Raw genomic sequence first — 20524 nt, forward strand, 5'->3', positions numbered from 1 at the left:
CTTCTGATCCGGCCCGGGAGCGGAATGACCGCCTGTTGAGCGGCACGCGATAGAGACCGCGATTCTTGCCGATGCGGCAAGAACCTTCGCCAGAATGGTCGCAGCTATTGCACTGTGTCGGTATGGAAGATTCCGGCGAGGTCATCGAGGTCGAGGCAGTATCGAGCGAGGCAGCCGAATGGGATGCGCGCTACAACGAGCGAGCTCAAGTGTGGAGCGGCGAACCCAACGGCGCACTTGTCGACGAGATGACCGGCGCACCGCCCGGGCGCGCCCTCGACGTCGGCTGCGGTGAAGGCGCTGATGCCCTCTGGCTCGCCCGCCAAGGATGGGCAGTGACCGCGCTGGACGTTTCGCGAGTTGCGCTCGATCGGGCGGCGGCACATGCCGCCGACCAGAACACGGACATCACCTGGGTGTGCAGCGGCCTACTGGATGCCGATCTGCCCGCAGATGGTTTCGACCTGGTCTCAGCTCAGTACCCCGCCTTACGCAGCACAGCCGACCATTCCGCTGAACGAGCGTTGGTCTCCGCCGTCGCACCCGGCGGCATCTTGCTGGTTGTTCATCACGACATGCGCGACGGGGATGCGGCGCGCGAGCACGGCTTCGATCCCGACGATTGGGTCGCACCCGGTGATGTGGCGGCGCTGCTGGATACCAGCTGGCACATCGATGTGAACGAGGTGCGGGAGCGTTCGATCAGCGGCGGCGCGGGAGCGCACCACCCTCACGACGTGGTCCTGCGCGCGCACAGACTGCCCCAACGCGGACCTTCCGTCGGACGCGGGCAAGCCAGCGGTTCGCTCGGCGCTTACCCGGAACCACAGATGGGGACCGCGACGGCCACAGCTGCGCCCGCTTCACCGCTCGCTATGCGCGCACAACTCCACAATGGGAGCTGCTACTGGGATCATCGAGAGGCGCGGTGGGTCAACTCTCGCGGCGGCATGGGCACGAGCCCTACTTCGGGCCCTGCCGGATAGCTATCGTTCAAACGCGAACCGTGCCTGCTGCGTCAGCTCGCGTGCGCGTGCGGATGTGAGGGGAGTTGGGCGAGCAGCTGCTCCCACTCGTCGAACCGGACGGCGTCAGCTGTGCGGCGATGAGGCGCGGATCCGGCGGCGAGGTCGACCAAGCTTCGGGCGGCACCGAGAACGGTCAGGTGATGGCGGCGGGAAACGTCGAGGAGTTCATCGAATGCCTGGGCATCGCTGCAGCGGCGCGCTGCGATCAGGATGCCCTTCGCGGTGGCGAGAAGCTCGCGACCGTCGGGACGCCGTCGGGGAATCAGGCGAGTGGGGCCGGCAACAGGAGTGAGGGAGAAGTCCGCGGTGTCCTCGATCATGTGACGTTGTCCTTTGCTCTCGTGCACCGGCCGGGATGCGCCGGTGTGCCGGCAACCAATCCCAAGCGGTCATAAAATGTGAGTCATGTCACTACCGATGCCCGAATAGTTCTAGCACACGTCACGGCGGCTGCCACCTAGACAATTGTCCAATACCCTGCTCTGCGTCGGGCCGGGCACCCTCGACGTCGAGTCGGTCGGCCCTCTTCCACCGCCCTCCCGGTTCGACCAACATGCAAAAATAGATGTGGCGTGGATCACATTGCTGCAGGACGACCAGCTGCTGGATCTACCATTTACTCGCACGAAACGCACTGGATGCGCGGTCCCGACGCAGGCGGTACCGAAATTTTCTGATGCGATTGCGCACTTGCCATGCCGTCAACGCCCGAGGAGACATCGGCGAGGCCGACCGCCACGCGAGTTCGCGCGGCGGTATCCCACGGCACGTTCCGGCGAGGCCCGGCCGGAGCGGAATACACTCCGACCGGGCCGACCCGGCTCAGGCACCGTCCTCAACCTCCCGAATTCGCATCGGACGCTCACAATTCCCCGAGGCGGCGGCCCTTCGCATCCGCCCCGGACACCACACGGAACGAGACAGGGATCCATGGCTGCAACGTCTGCGACGGTGCGGGTTGCCCGGCCGGCCCTGCCCTCAGATCCGCGGTCGCCGATCGCACTCTTCGTTCTCGTGGCCGCACGGTGGAGAAAATCTCAGGCCTGCAGCCATCGGAAGGTACTGCGGTGGAACACGATCGGCTCCACGTCCGATTGCACCCGCACCTCGTTAATTTTCAACAGCACGACCGCATGATCGCCGGCGGGCACCTGCTCCGACACTGTCGTGTCGAGCCACACGGAGGCACCACCGACGAATACCGCCCCGCCGTCGCTGGTTTCCGTGGTGAGTCCTTCGAACCGGTCGCCGGTCTTCGCGGCCAGTACGCGCGCCGCGGTGTCGTGCACCTCCCCCAGCACGCTGATTCCAATGCGCGCCAATCCCGCCAGCTTGGGCCACGTCGAAGAGGTGTTCTGCACGCAGAACGCAACGAGAGGTGGATCCAACGACACCGGCACGAAGGTGCTGGCCGCCATCCCGACCCGCTCACCGTCGACCTCTGCGCACACCGCCACCACACCACTGGGCACGTGCGAGAACGCCTCCCGCAACGAACCTGGGTCCAGCGTTACCGTCCCGCTCATCACAACTCCGTCCGTGCCGTTGCCGCCGCGGTGAGCACCGGACCCCAGCGCTCGGCGTACTCGGCGATTCGCGAATCGGTGGTGTAGGTGGTGTCGGCGAGGTACAGCCCCGGCGCCGGCGTTGTTGCGCCGAGCTCCACCAATACCGGCTTCAACAGCAGCTCGGGTGCGAGCGAGTGCGCCGGGCCCGCGCCGAGCATCACCGGGACCGCGACCACGCCCCGCAGTCCTTCGGCTGTCGCGAACTGGTCGAGGAAGAGCTTGAGCACTCCCGTATAGGTGGCCTTGAAGGTCGGACTTGCGACCACCACCAGGTCCGACTCTGCCACCGTCTCGACCGCTTGCGCGACCTTGTCGTCACCCCAGCCGAGCAGCCCGGGACCCAACTCGATGACGTCGACGACCGAGTCCACGGGGGAACCCGTCACCGCCGTCGCCACCAACGTCGCCGCGTCCAGTGTGCGCGAACCCGCCTTCGGATTGCCCGCGACTACCGTTACCTTCATCGTTCCCTCGCCTCTCATGTGCTGTCGGTGCCACGATAGAACAGCCAAGTGTTCATAGTCGAATATGATTGACTGCCAGCCTTTTTCGATCGCAGTTAATTCGGATCACGTCGAATCGAACGCTTCCGTTCACTGATGGTCGGGCTTACACTGCCGACCCGTGAGTACTTATCAACAACGGGTAGTTAAGAAGTACTCACAGGAGGCGGAGCCTCAGTTCGCGGCGCCGTACCCGGGTCACCGCGCCGCCGCTCAACGTGGGAGCCGATCCGACGAGAAGCGCCGTGTACGGGTGCTGGGGGTCGGAGATCACCTGATGGGTGGGACCGTCCTCGACGATGTTGCCGCGGTATAGCACGACGATCCGGTCGACCAGCGCCGCGACCGCCCCCAGATCGTGCGAGATGAACAGCTGAGCGAGCTGCCGCGAGTGCCCGAGTTCGGTGAGCAGTTTCAGGATCTGAATACGGTTGACCGAGTCGAGGGCGCTGACCGGTTCGTCGAGCAGCAGCAGCGCCGGATCGAGGACGAGGGCCCTCGCGATCGCGATCCGCTGGCGCTGCCCACCCGACAGGTCTGCGGGAATACGCGCCGCGATGTCGGCGTCGAGTCCGACACTGCCCAGTACCGCTGCCACTCGCGACCGCACCACGCTGCGGTCGAGTCCGCCGCGCACGAGCAGTCCCTCGGCGATCGACTCGCCCACCGGAATGTCCGGATCGAGGCTCAGCAGCGGATCCTGGAACACGTACTGCACGGTCCCCGTGCGGCGGTGCGCCCTGCGGTGCGCGGCGGACAGGTCGTCGACGCGCTGCCCGCGAATCTCGACCGATCCGGACTTCGGGGTGATCAGACCGAGAATCGTGCGTGCCAGTGTCGTGTTCCCAGAACCGCTTTCACCGATGAGTCCCACCTTCTCGCCGGCATCGATGGTCAGGTCGACGCCGTGCAGGATCTGCTTGCGGGCCGCGCGGGGTCCGAGCTCCACCCGGACGCCGGTCATGCGCAGCAACGACTCAGACACGAGCCGCCTCCTTTCCGATGACCGACTCGAGTCCGTACTCCTTATGGTTCTCGACGAGTTGCCGGGTGTACTGGTGACACTCCTGCTCATCCAGTGCTCCCCCGCGCACGAGGAGCTAGAGCGCATCGCCGAGCAGGTGTTTCCGCTGGTCCCCACCCGTGAGTACTTGTTAACAACGGGCGGTTAATAAGTACTCACGGGGGGACGCCCTTGACCGCACTACTCGCCGCGAGTAAGGATGAAAATGTTCTGTGCGCGGCGATTTCATTCCCGGAGAGAGGAATTCACACCCCCAGGACCAATGGCGGCGCACCCGTTACATACGGCCGCACGAGGGCCGCGCGCGCAGCGCGAGGGGATGTGTCATGGCAGACATCGAGGTCGACTATTGCGTCGTAGGCGCCGGATTCGCCGGACTGACGGCGGCACTGCGTTTGAAACAGGCCGGACAATCGGTCGCGCTCGTGGAGGCGCGTGACCGGATCGGCGGCCGGACGTTCACCGAGGTCCGCGAGGACGGTTCGTGGATCGATCGGGGCGGTGCGTGGATCGGGCCGGGACAGGACCGGATCTACGCCCTGATGGACGAATTCGGCGTCAAGAGTTACAAGCAGTACACCGACGGCGAGGCGATGATGGTCGTCGACGGCAAGCAGTACCGGTACAAGGGCACGATTCCCCTGACGATGAGTCCCTGGGCGGCCGCGAATCTCGGGGCCGTGTTCGTCGAACTCGGCGAGATGTGCAAGACGATCCCGCTCGACGCGCCGTGGGAGGCGAAGAAGGCAGCGAAGTGGGACTCGATCAGCCTCGCCAAATGGCTCGGCGACAACACGCTGTCCACACCCGCCCACGACCTTCTCGAGACCGCCATCGCCGGCTGCTACACGTCCGCGGCGTCCGAGGTGTCGATGCTGTTCGTCCTGTACCAGATGGCATCCGGCGGCGGTCCGAGTTTCGTCCTCGGTGTGAAGGACGCCGCCGAGGACGCGCGGCCGGTCGGCGGAATGGGTGCCGTCTATCGTCCGATGGCAACCGAGATCGGCAACGCGCTCCACCTGTCACAACCCGTCCGGGACATCGCGCAGGACCGCGACGGCGTGACCGTCCGCTCCGCGGATCTGGCTGTGCGGGCCCGGAGGGCGATCGTCGCGGTACCCCTGGCGATCGCGAGCCAGATCGTCTACGAACCGCTGCTGCCGATGGATCGGTCCTTCCTGCACCAGCGAATGCCGAGCGGTGCGGTCATGAAGATCGCCGTCCTCTACGACGAACCCTTCTGGCGCGCCGCCGGACTGTCGGGGCAGTCGGCGGCACCCGACTCCCCCGCGACGATCACCATCGACGCCAGTACCGACACGGGACGTCCCGGTGTTCTGTGCGTCATCGTCGAGGGACCGATCGCCCGCAAGTTGGGGACGCTGCCGGAAGCCGAACGGAGGAAGGCGGTGCTCGCGGAGTTGACCGCAAGGTTCGGAAATAAGGCAGCCTCCCCCGTCGACTACATCGAGCAGAACTGGAGCGTCGAGCGCTACTCCGGCGGCGGCATGCTCAGTCATGCGCCGACGGGAGTGCTCACCCAGTTCGGCCGCGCCCTCCGCAAGCCCTGCGGTCGCATTCACTGGGCAGGCACGGAGAGTTCGTCCGTGATGTGCGGCTGGGTCGACGGGGCCATCCGGTCCGGGGAGCGCGCCGCCCGCGAAGTCACCGAACACGACGGCGTGCTGTCACCCGCCCGCGCTCAGTAGTAGACGGCGCCCGGAGCACCCCGCCGACGGCCACCGCGTCGCCGGTGATCCCGACACTGCGCGGTGACGCCAGGAACGTGACGACGTCCGCGACCTCGCTCGCGTCGATCAGCCGGTGGATCGAGTTGGTGGCCAGCCGCGACTCCAACTCGGCGACCGGAACACCTTCGTCCTCGGACTGCTTGGCCAACCGGTCGACGAGTCGCTCCGTCCGCGTCAGTCCCGGATGCACCACCGTCACGTTGATTCCGTGCGGCCCGAGTTCGTCGGCGAGGTTCTTCGTCAGCGCCGACACACCGACGTTCCGCACGGTCTGCGCGATGGAATTGGCCTGGCGTGCACCGAGCCCGCTGATATTGATGATCCGTCCCCACCCCTGCTCCACGAGGTGCGGTGCCACCGCGCGGGCGGTCCGCAGATAGCCGAGCACCTTGATCTCGAGTTCAGCGCGCACCACGTCGTCGGTGGTGGACGCGAAGTCGCTCGGCTTGCCCGCGCTCCACGGTGTGGCCGCGGCGTTCACGAGAATGTCGACGCCGCCGAGTTCGTCCACCGTCCGCTGCACGAGGGCGCGCACCGAACCGTCGTCGCCGGTGTCGGTGGGGACGCCGATCACCCGGCGCCCGGTCTCCTGCGACAGCGTCTTCGCCGCCAGTTCCAGCGCCTCGACACTCCTGGCCGCGAGCACCACGTCGACCCCCTCCGACGCAAAGCTGCGCGCGATCGCGAGACCGATTCCGCGGCTGCCGCCAATTGCGCTTCGCCGCCCGTGAGTGGTTGACGAGTCCAGAGACTCGTTAACCACTCACGGGCGGCGAAGCCGCCTACCGCTGGATCGACTTGACCTCGAGGAACTCTTCGAAGCCGAGTACACCGGCTTCACGCCCGATACCCGACTGCTTGTACCCACCGAACGGGGCGTTGGTGTTGAAGGTGCCGCCGTTCACCTCGACCTGGCCGGCCCGTAGCCGCCGGGCGACGCGATCGGCACGGTCCTTGTCGCCGGACCAGACGCCAGCGGCGAGCCCGTACTCGGTGGCGTTGGCGATCCGGACCGCGTCCTCCTCGTCCTGGTACCCGATGATGGAGAGCACAGGTCCGAAGATCTCTTCGCGGGCGATCGTCATGTCTTCGGTGACCCCGGAGAAGATGGTGGGGCCGACGAAATAGCCCTTCTCCTGACCGGTTTCGCGTCCGTCGAGGACAGGCTCGGCACCCTCGGCGATTCCCTGCTCGATGTAGCTTCGGACGCGTTTGAGCTGATTCGAATTGACCAGCGGCCCGAGGACCGACGTGGCCGCGGTCGGGTCGCCGACGGCATAGTTCTGGGCGACCTGCGCAGCGATCGCGGCCGCCTCGTCCACCTTGTCGGCCGGGACGAGCATGCGGGTGAGGGCCGAACACGTCTGACCCGAGTTCAAATAGCACTTGCCCACCCCGTCGGTGACGGCCTTGGTGAGGTCCGCGTCGTCGAGGATGACGTTGGCCGACTTGCCGCCCAGCTCGAGCGCCACCTTCTTCACCGTCTCGGCTGCGACGACGGCGACGCGCTTACCGGCGCGGGTGGAGCCGGTGAAGGAGACCATGTCTACCTCGGGGTGTCCGGCGATTGCCTCCCCGACCACGGGACCGTACCCGCTGACGAGGTTGAACACGCCAGCCGGCAGACCGACCTCGTGGAAGATGTCAGTGAGGGCGTAGGTGATGAGGGGCGCCACCTCGGTCGGCTTGAGCACCACGGTGCAACCCGCGGCGAGGGCGCCACCGACCTTCAGGACCACCTGATGGAGGGGGAAGTTCCACGGGGTGATGGCACCGACCACGCCGATCGGCTCCCGCACGATCAGCGAATTCCCGACCTCCTGGGCGTCGAAGTTGTAGTTGGCGGCCAGTTCGGCGAAGGCCGAGAGGTTCGCCAATGGCATCCCGATCTGCACGGGCTTCGCTAACCGCACAGGCATCCCCATGTCGCTCGACACCAGGGCGGCGAGTTCATCGACTCGCTCCTTCACGAGACCGGCCGCTTTGCGCAGGTACTGGCCGCGCTCTTCGCCGCTGAGCGCCGACCACGCGGGAAACGCGGCGCGGGCGGCCTCGGCGGCGCGGTCGACGTCCTCTGCGGTGCCGTCCGCGACCACAGCGATGACCTCTTCGGTGGCGGGGTTGACGACGTCGATACGCCCCGTCCCCTGCGAATCGACCCACGCTCCGTCGATGTAAATCTTGCTGCGGTCCAGAACTTCGGTCATCGGTCAGCCTCCATCGATATCGGGTTGTGCCACTGCCTCGACCCTACGGCGGCCCCGCCGAACGACGCCGGAAAAGGTATGCCCGAAACCCGTCTGAAAGCCCACCGATGGGGTAAAACGGAATCAGACGCCCCGGTGCGTCCTGCTCCGGGGCAGGATGCAGAGAATGGAGGGCGGAGGGATGTTCGAAATCATTCGCGAAGTCCATTCCGAGGTGCAGCACCAGCGGGGACCGCGCCATCACCATCACCACCTGAGTCGGGCCGAGCTCACGGCAAAGGTCCTTCGGCATTGGTGCCGCTGACACCCGCGACCCGGATGAGCACGCCCCCGGCGTGGAGGTTCCGCTGCGCCGGGTGACGCCAACTTCTCGTGTCAGCCACTGTTCGATCATGGGATCGACGTCGCAGTCGGTGGCGCGCCACCTCTTAGGGGCGCGCCACCTCTTAGGGGCGCGCCACCGTTTACGTCACAGTTCGAATTCCGCCGCAGCAATCCCGACGGCGAAACAGGCGTCGCGCACCACATTTCGCTCGTGCTGGTCGAAGTTGCCGTCCGCGCCGCCGATGACGATGCCGATCTGAATCACGGCCCGCGCCTGATCCTGCTTGGACTTCAACTTCGCGATGGTGGCGGTGGCTTCGATTTTGCCGAACTCGAAGTCCGACTGCAGCTTGCCGCAGTACCACTCGAACTTCTGACGCAGCTCATCCGAGGGAAAGACACTGAGCGCTTCGTTGCTGGTGATCAGCGTCGCAGTCTTCTGTCGTTCCGACGGGTCAATCGTGCCGTCAGCCGCGGCGATGAGCGCGCACATAGCCATGCTGGCGTTGGCGAACTCCTTGTTCTGGAACTGTGCCGTTTTCGTCTTGAGCTGGCCGTTCATTTCGAACGCCTTTGCCTTCAGCTGATCCCAGAAAGCCATGGGTCTCCTTTGTCCTCGCCACGCACTGTGCGTGTGCTGTCCACTTTGCCTGGTTTCGGTTCACAGCGTCGGCCGCAGCGACTGCAGGCTGCCCACGGGCACGTGGATCCAGCCCTCGCGGCGGGCGATCCTGCGGTCCGCGTCGTCAGGCATCTCCGTGCGTCCCACGGCCGCCGCGCGCGCGATCACAGCGGACAGGACGGCGTCGAGGGCGTCGTCCGAGGTGCGGCAGAGTGGTTCGTGCGCCCCGAGGTCCATCCACGGCGCCGAGGTGAGAAGCGTGTCGACCAACTCTCCCAGGGTCACCCGATTCGCAGACCGCTTGTAGCCGCGCGAGAGCAGTCCCCACCGCCGCAGGGCAGCGGCGGGATACACCTCCACTGCCCGGCCTTCGACGCGGTCGACGTCGGCGCCGAGGTCGCCGAGTTCGGCGAGAATTCCGGCGCAGCGCAGTGCCACGTGCGCGATGAGGTCAGCGGAGACACTGAGCGGTGCGATGCCGGTGGCAGCCTGGACGACGAGGTCGGTCCGACGTTTCGTCAGGGGTCGCCGGCCGGCGCGGTGTGACAGTTCTTCGGTGGCCGCCATCCTGCCGGCATGATGTGCGGACACCATCTGCACGAAGGCGTCGGGCCAGCCGAAAGGTGCATCGATTCCCGCCCGGTCGCTGTCGAGGATTGCGGCGGTGATGGCGTCGTTGCGTACGCCCAGGATCACCGATTCGACGCGGGCCCCGCATTCCGACCACTCGACGGCGGCCATGGCCGTCCTGTTCGGTTCGGCGGCGAGATCGACGCCCACGGTGCGCATCGCCCCAGGCTAGCCGTCCCAGCCGAGTGGGCTCGAGTGGTTTCTGGGTGTGCCGGGTGCCGGAAGTCGATACTGTCGTATGGATCCGCGCACGAACTTCGCCGGAGAAGGGATGCCACACATGTCCAGTTTCCCGGGCTTGGCCCACATCGCGATCACGGTCTCCGACCTGCCGACCAGCACCGCTTGGTACAGCGCGTTGTTCGATTCGGCACCCGTCCTCGACGAGGACGAGGAGTCGGGCACCTTCCATCACACCGTGTTCGCTCTGGACGGTGGGATGCTGTTCGGCTTACACGCGCACACCGGCGGCAGTTCCGGAAGCACATTCGACGAACGGCAGGTGGGGCTCGACCACGTGGCGTTCCAGTGTTCCGATCTGGTGGTGTGGCGGGATCGCCTGGACGCCCTCGGCATCGAGCACGGAGGCATCAAGACCGCCCACTACGGATCCGGTATCTCGTTCCGCGATCCCGACAACATCGCGCTGGAGTTCTTCGCACCGGCGTAGGTCTGGTCGCGTCGCTGACGCGCGATAGTGCTCTGCAACGGCCGTTCGGACGGGGACGATCATGACGCCACTGCAACGCTATATTGCCGAGGAGATCGCGGTCGACCATGCCGACGGCCTCCTCACCCGACGGGAAGCCCTGCGAAGACTGGGCCTGATAGGCCTCGGTGTCGCTGCCGCCACCTCACTCCTCGCCGCCTGCACCAACGACCCAGGCACGACCGCGGCGAGCACCGCGTCCAGTGAGGCATCCCCACCACCCGGTGCGGCAGGCGCCGTCGCCACAGAATCGGTGACGCTACCCGGACCCGACGGACGAACCCTCCAAGGAGCCTGGGCGCCGGCGGACTCGCCCCGCGGAGCAGTGCTCGTCATCCATGAGAACAAGGGGCTCACCGACCATATTCGTTCGGTCGCAGGTCGATTCGCAGGAGCAGGGTACTCCGCTCTCGCCGTCGACTTGTTGTCGGAAGAGGGCGGCACCGCGTCCTTCACGGATCCCGCTCAGGCCACGGCGACACTGGCGAAGGTGCCGCCCGAACGCTTCGTGGCCGACATGAAGGCCGGCGTCGACGAACTCGAACGACGGGTGCCGAACAAAAAAACGGCCACGGTCGGGTTCTGCTTCGGCGGTGGCATGGTGTGGCTACTTCTGGCCTCCGGTGAACCTCGACTGGCCGCCTCCGTCCCGTTCTACGGACCCCTGCCGGAGAACGCGAATTTTTCTGGTTCCCGTGCCGCGGTGCTGGCCATCTATGCGGAGCACGATGCCCGGGTGAACGCGAGCCGGGACGCCGCAGCCGCCGCATTGGCTCGTGCCGCACTGCCACACGAGATCGTCACGATTCCGGGTGCCGACCACGCCTTCTTCAACGACACCGGGCAGCGCTACAACCCCGCGGCAGCGAGCGATGCCTACGACCGGGTACTCGACTGGTTCGACGAATACGTGCGGTGAGGTGGGCGCATCAACAGCGCGGCCACCAAGAAGCAGAGCGCGCCCACGAACGTTCCGAGATCTGCAGCCACCGGATCGGCCGGCATGTCCGTTCCCGGCAGTATGAAGGAGGCGACGGCCGACACGCCGAACGCCACCGACCCGATCATGTTCAGCCAGGTGCTCCGCCAGTTGCGAGCATGGGGATCCCACAATTTGTCGGTTTCGGTCGTGGCCACTACCGCCAGGCCACTGGCAACGAGGAAGGCGGTAGACCCGAACAGGTCCGGCCGCCACTGCCACGCTTCGTCCTGTTCGACCGTCAGGCCGTGGACGAGTGCCACCCCCGTGCTGAGGTTGAACAGAAGAGTGCCGGCGAACTGAATCAGCGCCGCCCACCAGTCGTAGCGCTCGGCGCGTAAGGATTCGGCACCGGGCACCGGTCGTCCACTGAGTCGGAGCTGGATGTACGCGGCGGCCGTGAAGAACAGCGATCCCACGAAATACGTCGCATTGTCGATCTCCCGGCCGACAGCGTCCCCGTACACCTGCAGTGCTCCGAGCGCGAACAACACCGACCCGATCGCGAAACCCCACGATTCGCGGCGCATGACCGGTTCCCGACGTCGGAAGGTTCCGGCCTCACCCTGCGGCACGGTTGCCACACTTGCTCCGCATGCACCGGACCTTAGTCGAACGCCGAGCGCCTGGGATAAGGTCACCATCGTGACGACCGACCGAGCGCGGGTCGACCTGCGAACGAGGGTCGAGGCGGACGACGTCGCTGCGCGCGGCAACGCGCTGCGGGCATCCGTGCCGTCCAGCGCGCACGACCACCTCGCCGCCGGGGCAGAGCGGCCCGGAGTGCTCGAGTTCGTCGAGGCCACCAACGAGGGCAGGCTGACGTCTCTGCTGCCGCTGCGAATCGGACGAATGATCGCCTCCCCTTTCTCGTTCTTCCGAGGCGCTGCCGGCCTCATGGCAGCCGACCTCGCCGGTTCACCGGTCACCGGGTTGACGGCGCAACTGTGCGGCGACGCCCACGCCGCCAATTTCGGCCTGTACGGGACACCGGACGGACAGATCGTCATGGACATCAACGACTTCGACGAGACGCTCCCGGGTCCGTGGGAGTGGGACCTCAAACGTCTCGCCGCGAGCCTGGTCCTCGCCGGACGCGAGGGCAGTGTCTCCGAGCGCGGCTGCATCGAGGCCGCCGAGGATGCCGTCACCTCGTATCGGCGCACCATCCGCGAACTCGCCGAACAGCCATTCCTGCAGTCGTGGAACGCTCTCCCCGACAAGTCGGCGCTCGAACGGGCGAAAGCAGACGATCTTCTCGACGACTTCGACAAGGCCGCGCAGAAGGCCCGCCGCAACACCAGCGAAAAGGTGGCGGCCAAATGGACCGAGCACCTCGAAGACCACGAATCCGGGACACGGCGACGGCGATTCGTGGAGAACCCGCCGGTTCTCACACGTGTCGAACAGGCCACCGCCGATGCGGTGATCGATGGACTCGAACTTTATGTCGAGTCACTGCGCGAGTCGCGCCGCAACCTGATCACCCGGTTCGCCGTATCCGATGTCGCGTTCCGGATCGTCGGAACCGGGAGTGTGGGACTGCGCAGCTACATCGCCCTGCTGCAGGGCAACCGGGACGAGGCACTCGTCCTGCAGCTCAAGCAGGCGCGGCCGTCGGCACTGTCGCCGTACCTGCCTGTCAGCACGCCGAAACACGAAGGCAAGCGGATCGTGCACGGTGCCCGGCTGGTGCAGGCGGAGTCGGATATTCTCCTGGGCTGGACCACAATCGACGGCCTTCCCTACATCGTGCGACAGTTCCGGAACCTCAAAGGCGACATCGATCCCACCGGTCTCGCGCAGGACCATCTCGACGACTACGGCCGCCTGGCCGGTGCCCTCCTCGCACGTGCACACACCCGTTCGCTCGATCCGCGGCTACTCGCCGGCTACTTCGCCGGCGACGAAGAACTGGACGAAGCGATCGGGCGGTACGCCGTCCGCTACGCCGATCGAACCGAAGCCGACCACGCGGTCCTGGTCGACGCGGTGCACTCGGGACGGATCGCCGCCGACCCGGCCTGAGCTGGTGCGCCGTCGTCCCTCACGGTCGGCTGAAATTCGCGTGCAGGGCAGAGTGTGGTGTGCCAGTGTCGGGGTATGACGACCACCACCGGCGGCATCACGATCAGGACGGCGACGGAGCAGGATTGGCCGAAGATCGTGCTGCTCAACGAAATCTGTTTTGCGACGCCGCAGACGCCGGAGCTCACAGCCTTCTGGAAAGGACTGGTGGGCGCCGACCGTCCTGTCATCGCACTGGACGGTGCTGACGTGGTGGGCGCCACCATGGACATTCCGATGACGGTCACCGTGCCCGGTGGTGTCGGCGTCGCGGCGGCCGGGATCACCGCGGTGACCGTTGCCCCCACACATCGCAGGCGGGGCATCCTTCGCGCGCTCTACACAGAACAACACGCGCGTATCCGGCGGTCGGGTGTGCCGTTGTCGATTCTGACCGCCAGCGAGGGCGGGATCTACGGCCGGTTCGGGTACGGTCCGACCACTGTCGAATCCACGGTCGGAATCGATCGCCGGTTCGCAGCACTACACCCGGATGTACCCGATCCCGGTGGTGTGCGCATGGTCCGCCCCGTCGAGGCGCGTCCGTCGATCACCAAAATTTACGACCGGTGGCAGCGACGTACACCCGGCGCCCAGGTACGCCCGGACAACGTGTGGGACCGAATTTTCGCCGACCCGGAGAACGAGCGCGGCGGCGGTACGAGCCTGTTCGGACTGCTCCACGACGACGGGTACGTGCTCTACCGCTGCGTCTCCGGAGAGCACGGGACGACCGCGCGCGTCCAGGAGTTCCGCTCGGTCACCGACGACAGCCATATCGCCCTGTGGCGGGCCCTGCTCGGACTGGACCTCATGCGGCGGATCGAGGCCTCCGTTGTTCCCGACGATCCGCTGCCGTACCTGTTGACTGACAGCAGGCTGGTCCGTACGACCTCCCGTCACGACGAATTGTGGGTACGGATCATGGACGTTCCCGCCGCGCTGGAGGCTCGGGTATACCGGTGCGATCTCGACGTCGTGATGCAGGTCGACGATGACTTCCTCGATGCCGGCGGCCGATTCGCGTTGCGCGTGCGGGACGGCCGCGCGGTGTGCACCCGCACCGAAGCGGACCCACAGGTGGTGCTCGCCCTGGACGTGCTGGGCAGCCTGTACCTCGGTGCGCACCGCGCACGCGCGTTCGCCGCAGCGACCAGGTTGTGGGCCGTCGACTCGTCAACCCTCGATGCCCTGGACCTCGCCTTCGGTTCGGAATACTCCGCGCAGATGGGCTGGGGGTTCTAGACCCGTTCGCCTGCGCACTGTTCCGGTGAGCGGACGCAACGCGGTCAGTTCTTCCGCTGAGCGGTCACACCCATGGTGGGTGCGTCCGTGGCGAAGTGTGATGTCGAACACGCACTTCTCACCCAATGGAGGGCGGGTGCGGTCACCGACACACTGCACGGCGCAATCCCGAACAGGGACCGTGTGGGTACCCGAGAGGACCCCGATGATAGATCCTGCTACCACGTCCATCGACTTGCCCGGAGAGACACCGAACTGGTCGCCGCGGCTACTTTTCTCCCTGGCCTCGATCATGCTGCTCCTGGAGATTCTCGCGGTCAGCTACATCATGATTTCGATGGCGGTTCCGGCGATTTCCCAGCACTACCACACTACGCAGGGCGCGTGGTTGCTCACCTCGTTCCTGCTGGTCGGAGCCGTCACCGGGCCCCTCCTCGGCAAATCGGCCGACGTGTACGGAAAGCGCAAGATTTTGCTGGCGTGCACGTTCATTGCCGCACTCGGATCCTTCGTCTCCGCGGTCGCGCCCAGCTACGCGGTCTTGATCGTGGGCCGGTCGCTGTCCGGCGTGCTGATTCCCTGCATCTTCCTGAGCTACTCCTTGATCAGGGACATCTTCCCGTCGAAAACCGTCGCCCTCTCGGTCAGTGTCGCCACCAGCGGCATGGGCCTCATCGCCATCCCCGCGCCGTTTCTCACCGGCTGGTTCCTCGACAATCACGGCTTCCGCAGCATCTTCTGGTTCTTCGTCGTCGGACTCGGCGTCGTCGGTGTGCTCATCATGCTCAGCACGGACGAATCACCGGTACGTCTGCAGTCGAGAATGGACGTCCTCGGTGCGGTCCTCCTCGGCGGCGGCATCGCGGGCATTCTGATCGCGGTCAGCTTCGGACCGATCTGGGGTTGGTCGAACGCGTCGACGCTCGCCTTCCTTGCCGGCGGCGTCGCGTTGGTGGCGGCCTGGCTCGTCTCCGCCCGGATCGTGCGGGAACCCCTCGTCGACCTCGACGTCCTCCGCAGGCGGCCGATCCTGCTGACGTCGATGGGCTCCGGGCTCGCGTACGGCTGCAGTGCGCTGTTCACCATCCTGCTCCCGATGATGGCCATGACTCCCGCGATTTTGGGGTTAGGTTACGGGTTCGGGGTCAGCGCCGAAGGATTCGCGATCTTTCAGGTTCCGTTGGGGGGCATGGTGGTGGTCGGCGGCATCGTCGTCGGCATCCTGGTCGGCAAGAACGTCCGACCTCGCCTGTTGATGATCGTGGGCCTGTTGTTCATGTCGGCCGGATTCCTGCTCACCGCCCAGCTGCACGACTCCAAAGCGCTGCTTCTGATCTTCGCCGGCCTGACCGGCACAGGCATGGGGCTGGCCTACGCAGCGGTGCCGAACCTGCTGATCGAGGCCGTTCCGCCGCAACTGCAGGCCACCACGGCGAGCATCGTGAGCGTGACACAGAGCATCGTCGCCGCAGTCCTGCCGGTGGTCGCGTTCACGGTGATGAACAACTCGTACATCGCCCCGATCCCGCCGGAGGTGACGCAGGGCGCAATCCTGTACACCGACAGAGGATTCCAGGTCGCATTCCTGATCGGCGCCGCAGCGGCGGCCGTGGGAGCGATCCTCGCCGCGCTGATTCCCCGCAGAATCGATCAGGTCGACGCTCCCCCGGCAGTGCTCGTCCACGAGGGCGAGCCAGTGCTGAATCGCTGATCACGGCCCTTCCTTCGCCGGGCGAATGTACCTTCGGACGCACTGGTCGCGTCGAACGGTACATTCGCCCGGAGTTCGCCACGGGGATACCGTGGAGACGTGCTTCCCGTCATCGACCTCGCCGACCTGGACACCCCCGCCGGGCGTGAGCGGCTGCGGGAGGTCACCCATCACGTCGGGTTCTTCTACCTCGACGGTCACGGCGTCGATCGCCGCCTCCTCGACGGGGTGTTCTCGGTTGCCCGGGAGTTCTTCGCGCTGCCCGAAGAGTCGAAGATGTCGATCGCCATGATCGACAGTCCCCATTTCCGGGGCTACAACCGGCTGGGCGGGGAACTGACCAACGGCGAGATCGACTGGCGTGAACAGATCGACATCGGACCGGAACGGGACCCGGTTCCGGATGCGACCGACTACCTGCGGTTGCAGGGCCCGAACCAGTGGCCCGCAGCACTACCCGCGCTGAAGTCCACAATCGAGCAGTTCGACGCGGCACTGGCCGAGGTCGGGATGCGTCTGCTCCGACACTGGGCAGCCTCCCTCGACGCCGATCCGGGCATCTTCGACGACGCCTTCGCCCACGCCCCGGCCACGCTCATCAAAGTGGTGCGGTACCCGGCACGGCCGAGCGACGATCACACCGGTGAGCAGGGTGTGGGCGCCCACAAGGACTCAGGCGTCCTCACCCTCCTACTCCTCGAGCCCGGCTCGAGGGGACTGCAGGTGGAGAGTGAGGACGGCGGCTGGATCGACGCTCCGGCGCGCGCGGGCTCGTTTCTGGTCAACATCGGCGAACTACTCGAGGTGGCGACGGGTGGATATCTGCGGGCAACCCGACACCGGGTGCTCACACCGGCGGGGGCACCGGAGCGGCTGTCGGTGCCGTACTTCCTCAATCCCGCACTCGACGCGGCCGTTCCGACGATTCCGCTGCCCCCGCACCTGGCGTCGCGAGCCCGGGGAGTCGAACGGGACCCTGCCAACCCGTTGTACCGCACATACGGCGAGAACGCGTGGAAGAGCCGGACCCGCGCGCACCCCGACGTTTTCCGCCGCTGGTATCCGAAAGAGGCGGGGTGCAAACTGGACTGATGGCGGCGGAGCAGACGGAACGCGAAGACAAATACGACGTGAGCCTCGACTTCGTCGTACCGGCTCTCGGAGACCTGGTTCCCGACCAGGGCCGGGAAGACATCGATACCATCCGGCTCGACAGTGTCTACTTCGACACCGCCGACCGTGACCTTCTCCGTCACCATCTGACGCTTCGCCGCCGCTCGGGGGACGACGACCTCGGATGGCAACTCAAGGTGCCCGCAGGCGACGCCCGCACCGAGGTCCGGCTTCCGCCGACCGGCGACGAGTCCGTCCCGGACGAGCTGGCGAACGCGGTGTCGGGTGTGGCGCTCGGCAAACCTCTTCTGCGAGTGGCTTCGCTCTCGACCGTCCGGCGGCGCCACCGTGTGGTCGACTCCGATGGCAACTCGCTGGCCGAACTGGCAGACGATTCGGTGCGCGCCACCGCAACCGCCCACAACGGTGGAGCCATTGCCAGTCAGTGGCGCGAAGTCGAGGTCGAACTCGGCGATCACGGGCAAGAACGACTGCTGCGCGACATCGGTGGCCGCCTCGTTCGGAGCGGGGCGCACACGTCGTCGTACGCGTCGAAACTGGCTCGCGCTCTGGCACTCGAGCCGCACCGCGCGGACGACGATTCCGAGAACCCGGCACGGCGAGCGCTCACCGACTATCTCGGCACCCAGATCGACGAAATCGTTGCGGGTGATGTGTGGCTGCGCCGCGGACTCGACCCGATACACGCCACCCGCGTGGCCATTCGCCGGTTCCGCAGCACTCTTCGCGTGTTCAAGGATCTGGTCGACCCGGACGCTCGGTCGAGGCTCGAGGACGAACTCGTCTGGTACGCGGGGCTACTCGGCGAGGTGCGCGATCGTCAGGTGCAACGGCACCGGCTCGGGGAATTGGTCGCCGGCATGCCCGCCGAGCTGGTCATGGGTCCCGTCGCCGCACGAATCGAACAGGACCTGCTGGGGGAACAGCTGCATTGCCTGACCGTCGTCATGTCCGCTCTCGACGACGCACGCTACCGCGACCTTCTCGTGACGCTCGCGCAATGGCGTACGGCCCCACCCTTGACCATCGAACCCGGCGCCGGTCCGAAAGTGATCGCGAAGGCTGTCAAGCGCGCCGGGCGCAAGGCACGGAAACGACTCACTGCCGCTGTAGCCGATTCCGACGCGACGGAGTTGCACCGCGCCCGGAAAGCGGCCAAACGCGCCAGGTACGCGGCCGAGCTGGCCACACCACTGCTCGGCGGGAAAGCAGAGAAAAAGGTGTCCGAGTACAAGCACGTCCAGAAGGTGCTCGGTGAGCACCAGGACAGCGTGCTCGCCGCCGACAACCTTCGCGCTCTCGGAGCGCGCGCCGGAGTTACGGAGGGCGAGAACGGGTTTACCTTCGGCCTGCTGTACGCACTCGAACTCGAGAATGCCCGGCAAGCCCGCGCGGACGCCGCCCATCTCGTGAAGTGATCGAGTCGGCGAGTACAGTCGCTTCGGTGTTGTTCCTGACTTCTCGACGCTACGTCGACCTCCGGCTGCAGGCGAGCGCCATCTGTCCGCGCCCGCTCTGACGGACCCTTCTCACAACTCTCAGGAACCTTCCCCGCCGCATCCTGCCTTACCAGGCATCGGCTGACGGCTTCATGCGAAAGGCACACCCATGCCCAGTTCCGCGCTGTCCACGCGCGCCGAGAACACCTCTCGGCGCCTACCGAAATGGGCCGGCTCGTTCGGCCCGCAGATCGTCGCCGGCCTCGTCGTCGGCGTCATCCTCGGGCTTGTCGCCCGAAGCCTCCCCGCGGCCGCCGACGGCAACGAGAACTGGCTCGTCGGCACCGTCCACACCATCGGCACGAGCTACGTCAAACTCCTCACCGTTGCGGTGATCCCGCTGGTGTTCACCGCCATCGTCAGTTCGATCGCCAACTTGCGGGAAGTGGCCAACGCCGCCCGGCTGGCGGTGCAGACCCTTCTGTGGTTCGCGATCACCGCATTCATCGCGGTGGTCATCGGAATCGTCGTCGGGCTCCTCACGCAGCCCGGTGCCCATACGACGGTGTCCGGCGAAGGCAAGGAGCCGGCGACCACCGGATCGTGGTGGGCGTTCGTCACCGGTTTGGTGCCCAGCAACTTCCTGGGCCTGGGCGCGAAAACGACTGTCACCGAGGGCGTCGCGAGCACGTCACTGAGCTTCAACGTCCTGCAACTGCTGGTCGTGGCCGCCGCCATCGGTATCGCCGCGCTGAAGGTCGGGGCCAAGGCGGAGCCGTTCCTGCAGTTCAATGCCTCGCTGCTGGCGATCGTGCAGAAGGTGCTGTGGTGGATCATCCGCCTTGCTCCGATCGGCACCGCCGCACTGATTGCCAATGCGGTGGCCACCTACGGCTGGGATGCCATCGGCTCGCTCGGCTGGTTCACCGCAGCCGTCTACATCGGGCTGGCGCTGGTGTTCTTCGTCGTCTACCCGGTGCTGATACGTGCGCACGGGCTGTCGGTGCGCGCCTTCTACTCCGGTGTGTGGCCCGCCACCCAGCTCGGGTTCGTCTCCCGGTCGTCGATCGGCACACTCCCCCTCACCGAGCGCGTCACCGAACGCAATCTCGGCGTTCCCCGCGAGTATGCGTCGTTCGCGGTCCCTCTGGGAGCGACCACCAAGATGGACGGCTGCGCCGCCGTGTACCCCGCCATCGCCGCGATCTTCGTTGCCGAGTTCTATGGGGTGCCGCTGTCCGTCACCGACTATCTGCTGATCGTGGTGGTGTCGGTAATCGGGTCGGCAGCCACCGCAGGCACCACCGGTGCCACGGTCATGCTGACGCTGACCCTGTCGACGCTGGGACTGCCCCTCGCCGGAGTGGGCCTCCTGCTCGCCGTCGAACCGATCGTCGACATGGGCCGCACCGCGGTGAACGTCACCGGTCAAGCACTCGTCCCGACGATCGTCGCCAAGCGTGAAGGCATCCTCGACGAGGCCCGGTACAACGCCGAACGTCACGGTGATCCCTTCGCCGAGGACGAAGACACGGTCGAGGCCGCCGCGTAGTGAAAGGTCGACGAGGGCCTTCTCCGCGTGG

The 20524-nt window shown here is 66.3% G+C and carries 18 protein-coding genes and 1 pseudogene; 10 read left to right on the forward strand and 9 right to left on the reverse strand.

Annotated features, from left to right (window positions below; translation table 11 throughout):
- Window positions 1-122: 122 nt before the first annotated feature.
- Window positions 123-986: a class I SAM-dependent methyltransferase gene (locus R4P95_RS00840; RefSeq protein ID WP_317746735.1), complete on the forward strand. Its 864-nt coding sequence runs from the start codon at window positions 123-125 to the stop codon at window positions 984-986.
- Between the two features lie 32 nt (window positions 987-1018).
- Here R4P95_RS00840 and R4P95_RS00845 read toward each other — a convergent pair whose 3' ends face one another.
- The 4 genes from R4P95_RS00845 to R4P95_RS00860 all read right to left on the reverse strand — a co-directional run bounded on the left by R4P95_RS00845 (window position 1019) and on the right by R4P95_RS00860 (window position 4084).
- Complete coding sequence (locus tag R4P95_RS00845; protein WP_109328269.1) at window positions 1019-1348, reverse strand: ANTAR domain-containing protein; 330 nt, start codon at window positions 1346-1348, stop codon at window positions 1019-1021.
- A gap of 717 nt (window positions 1349-2065) precedes the next feature.
- Window positions 2066-2554 carry a flavin reductase family protein gene (locus R4P95_RS00850; protein ID WP_317746734.1) on the reverse strand — a complete coding sequence of 163 codons (489 nt, stop codon included), beginning with the start codon at window positions 2552-2554 and terminating at the stop codon, window positions 2066-2068.
- On the reverse strand, window positions 2554-3060 hold the full coding sequence (locus R4P95_RS00855; protein WP_213572939.1) for an NADPH-dependent FMN reductase: 507 nt from the start codon (window positions 3058-3060) through the stop codon (window positions 2554-2556). The genes R4P95_RS00850 and R4P95_RS00855 overlap by 1 nt, the downstream gene beginning before the upstream one ends.
- A gap of 196 nt (window positions 3061-3256) precedes the next feature.
- Window positions 3257-4084, reverse strand: a complete 828-nt coding sequence (locus tag R4P95_RS00860; protein ID WP_317746733.1) for an ABC transporter ATP-binding protein — start codon at window positions 4082-4084, stop codon at window positions 3257-3259.
- 365 nt (window positions 4085-4449) lie between these two features.
- Between R4P95_RS00860 and R4P95_RS00865 the strand changes: the two genes are divergently transcribed.
- Window positions 4450-5832 (forward strand): flavin monoamine oxidase family protein, encoded by a 1383-nt coding sequence (locus R4P95_RS00865; RefSeq protein WP_317746732.1) that lies wholly within the window; start codon window positions 4450-4452, stop codon window positions 5830-5832.
- Here the strand turns inward: R4P95_RS00865 and R4P95_RS00870 are convergent.
- The 4 genes and pseudogenes from R4P95_RS00870 to R4P95_RS00885 form a co-directional block, all read right to left on the reverse strand.
- A pseudogene (locus R4P95_RS00870) lies at window positions 5826-6622 on the reverse strand (SDR family NAD(P)-dependent oxidoreductase). The gene R4P95_RS00865 and the pseudogene R4P95_RS00870 overlap by 7 nt on opposite strands.
- 34 nt (window positions 6623-6656) lie before the next feature.
- Window positions 6657-8081, reverse strand: coding sequence for an aldehyde dehydrogenase family protein (locus tag R4P95_RS00875; protein ID WP_317746731.1), 1425 nt, complete (start codon window positions 8079-8081; stop codon window positions 6657-6659).
- A gap of 469 nt (window positions 8082-8550) precedes the next feature.
- The gene (locus R4P95_RS00880) at window positions 8551-9006 is read right to left on the reverse strand and encodes a tellurite resistance TerB family protein (RefSeq protein WP_317746730.1); all 456 of its coding nucleotides are present in this window, start codon (window positions 9004-9006) and stop codon (window positions 8551-8553) included.
- Window positions 9007-9066: 60 nt separating this feature from the next.
- On the reverse strand, window positions 9067-9816 hold the full coding sequence (locus R4P95_RS00885; RefSeq protein WP_317746729.1) for a DUF429 domain-containing protein: 750 nt from the start codon (window positions 9814-9816) through the stop codon (window positions 9067-9069).
- Between the two features lie 121 nt (window positions 9817-9937).
- On the opposite strand from R4P95_RS00885, the gene R4P95_RS00890 reads away from it, so the two are divergent.
- Together R4P95_RS00890 and R4P95_RS00895 are read left to right on the forward strand one after the other, a co-directional pair.
- Window positions 9938-10327: a VOC family protein gene (locus R4P95_RS00890; protein ID WP_213572953.1), complete on the forward strand. Its 390-nt coding sequence runs from the start codon at window positions 9938-9940 to the stop codon at window positions 10325-10327.
- 61 nt (window positions 10328-10388) lie between these two features.
- Window positions 10389-11285, forward strand: a complete 897-nt coding sequence (locus R4P95_RS00895; protein WP_317746728.1) for a dienelactone hydrolase family protein — start codon at window positions 10389-10391, stop codon at window positions 11283-11285.
- Here R4P95_RS00895 and R4P95_RS00900 read toward each other — a convergent pair.
- The gene (locus R4P95_RS00900; RefSeq protein ID WP_317746860.1) at window positions 11243-11875 is read right to left on the reverse strand and encodes a hypothetical protein; all 633 of its coding nucleotides are present in this window, start codon (window positions 11873-11875) and stop codon (window positions 11243-11245) included. The two genes, R4P95_RS00895 and R4P95_RS00900, sit on opposite strands and share 43 nt — an antisense overlap.
- A 115-nt stretch (window positions 11876-11990) precedes the next feature.
- Between R4P95_RS00900 and R4P95_RS00905 the strand changes: the two genes are divergently transcribed.
- From R4P95_RS00905 to R4P95_RS00930, 6 genes are all read left to right on the forward strand, one after another.
- Complete coding sequence (locus tag R4P95_RS00905) at window positions 11991-13373, forward strand: DUF2252 domain-containing protein (protein ID WP_317746727.1); 1383 nt, start codon at window positions 11991-11993, stop codon at window positions 13371-13373.
- A gap of 75 nt (window positions 13374-13448) precedes the next feature.
- Window positions 13449-14657, forward strand: a complete 1209-nt coding sequence (locus R4P95_RS00910; protein WP_317746726.1) for an enhanced intracellular survival protein Eis — start codon at window positions 13449-13451, stop codon at window positions 14655-14657.
- A 205-nt stretch (window positions 14658-14862) separates the two neighbouring features.
- A complete protein-coding gene (locus tag R4P95_RS00915; RefSeq protein WP_317746725.1) occupies window positions 14863-16368 on the forward strand; it encodes an MFS transporter in 1506 nt (501 codons plus the stop codon).
- Between the two features lie 99 nt (window positions 16369-16467).
- Window positions 16468-17460 (forward strand): isopenicillin N synthase family dioxygenase, encoded by a 993-nt coding sequence (locus R4P95_RS00920; RefSeq protein ID WP_317746724.1) that lies wholly within the window; start codon window positions 16468-16470, stop codon window positions 17458-17460.
- Window positions 17460-18920, forward strand: a complete 1461-nt coding sequence (locus R4P95_RS00925) for a CYTH and CHAD domain-containing protein (protein ID WP_213572959.1) — start codon at window positions 17460-17462, stop codon at window positions 18918-18920. The genes R4P95_RS00920 and R4P95_RS00925 overlap by 1 nt, the downstream gene beginning before the upstream one ends.
- 190 nt (window positions 18921-19110) lie before the next feature.
- A complete protein-coding gene (locus tag R4P95_RS00930; protein WP_213572960.1) occupies window positions 19111-20493 on the forward strand; it encodes a dicarboxylate/amino acid:cation symporter in 1383 nt (460 codons plus the stop codon).
- Window positions 20494-20524 lie beyond the last annotated feature (31 nt).

This window comes from Rhodococcus sp. IEGM 27 (assembly GCF_033142305.1).
GTDB lineage: Bacteria > Actinomycetota > Actinomycetes > Mycobacteriales > Mycobacteriaceae > Rhodococcus_F > Rhodococcus_F oxybenzonivorans.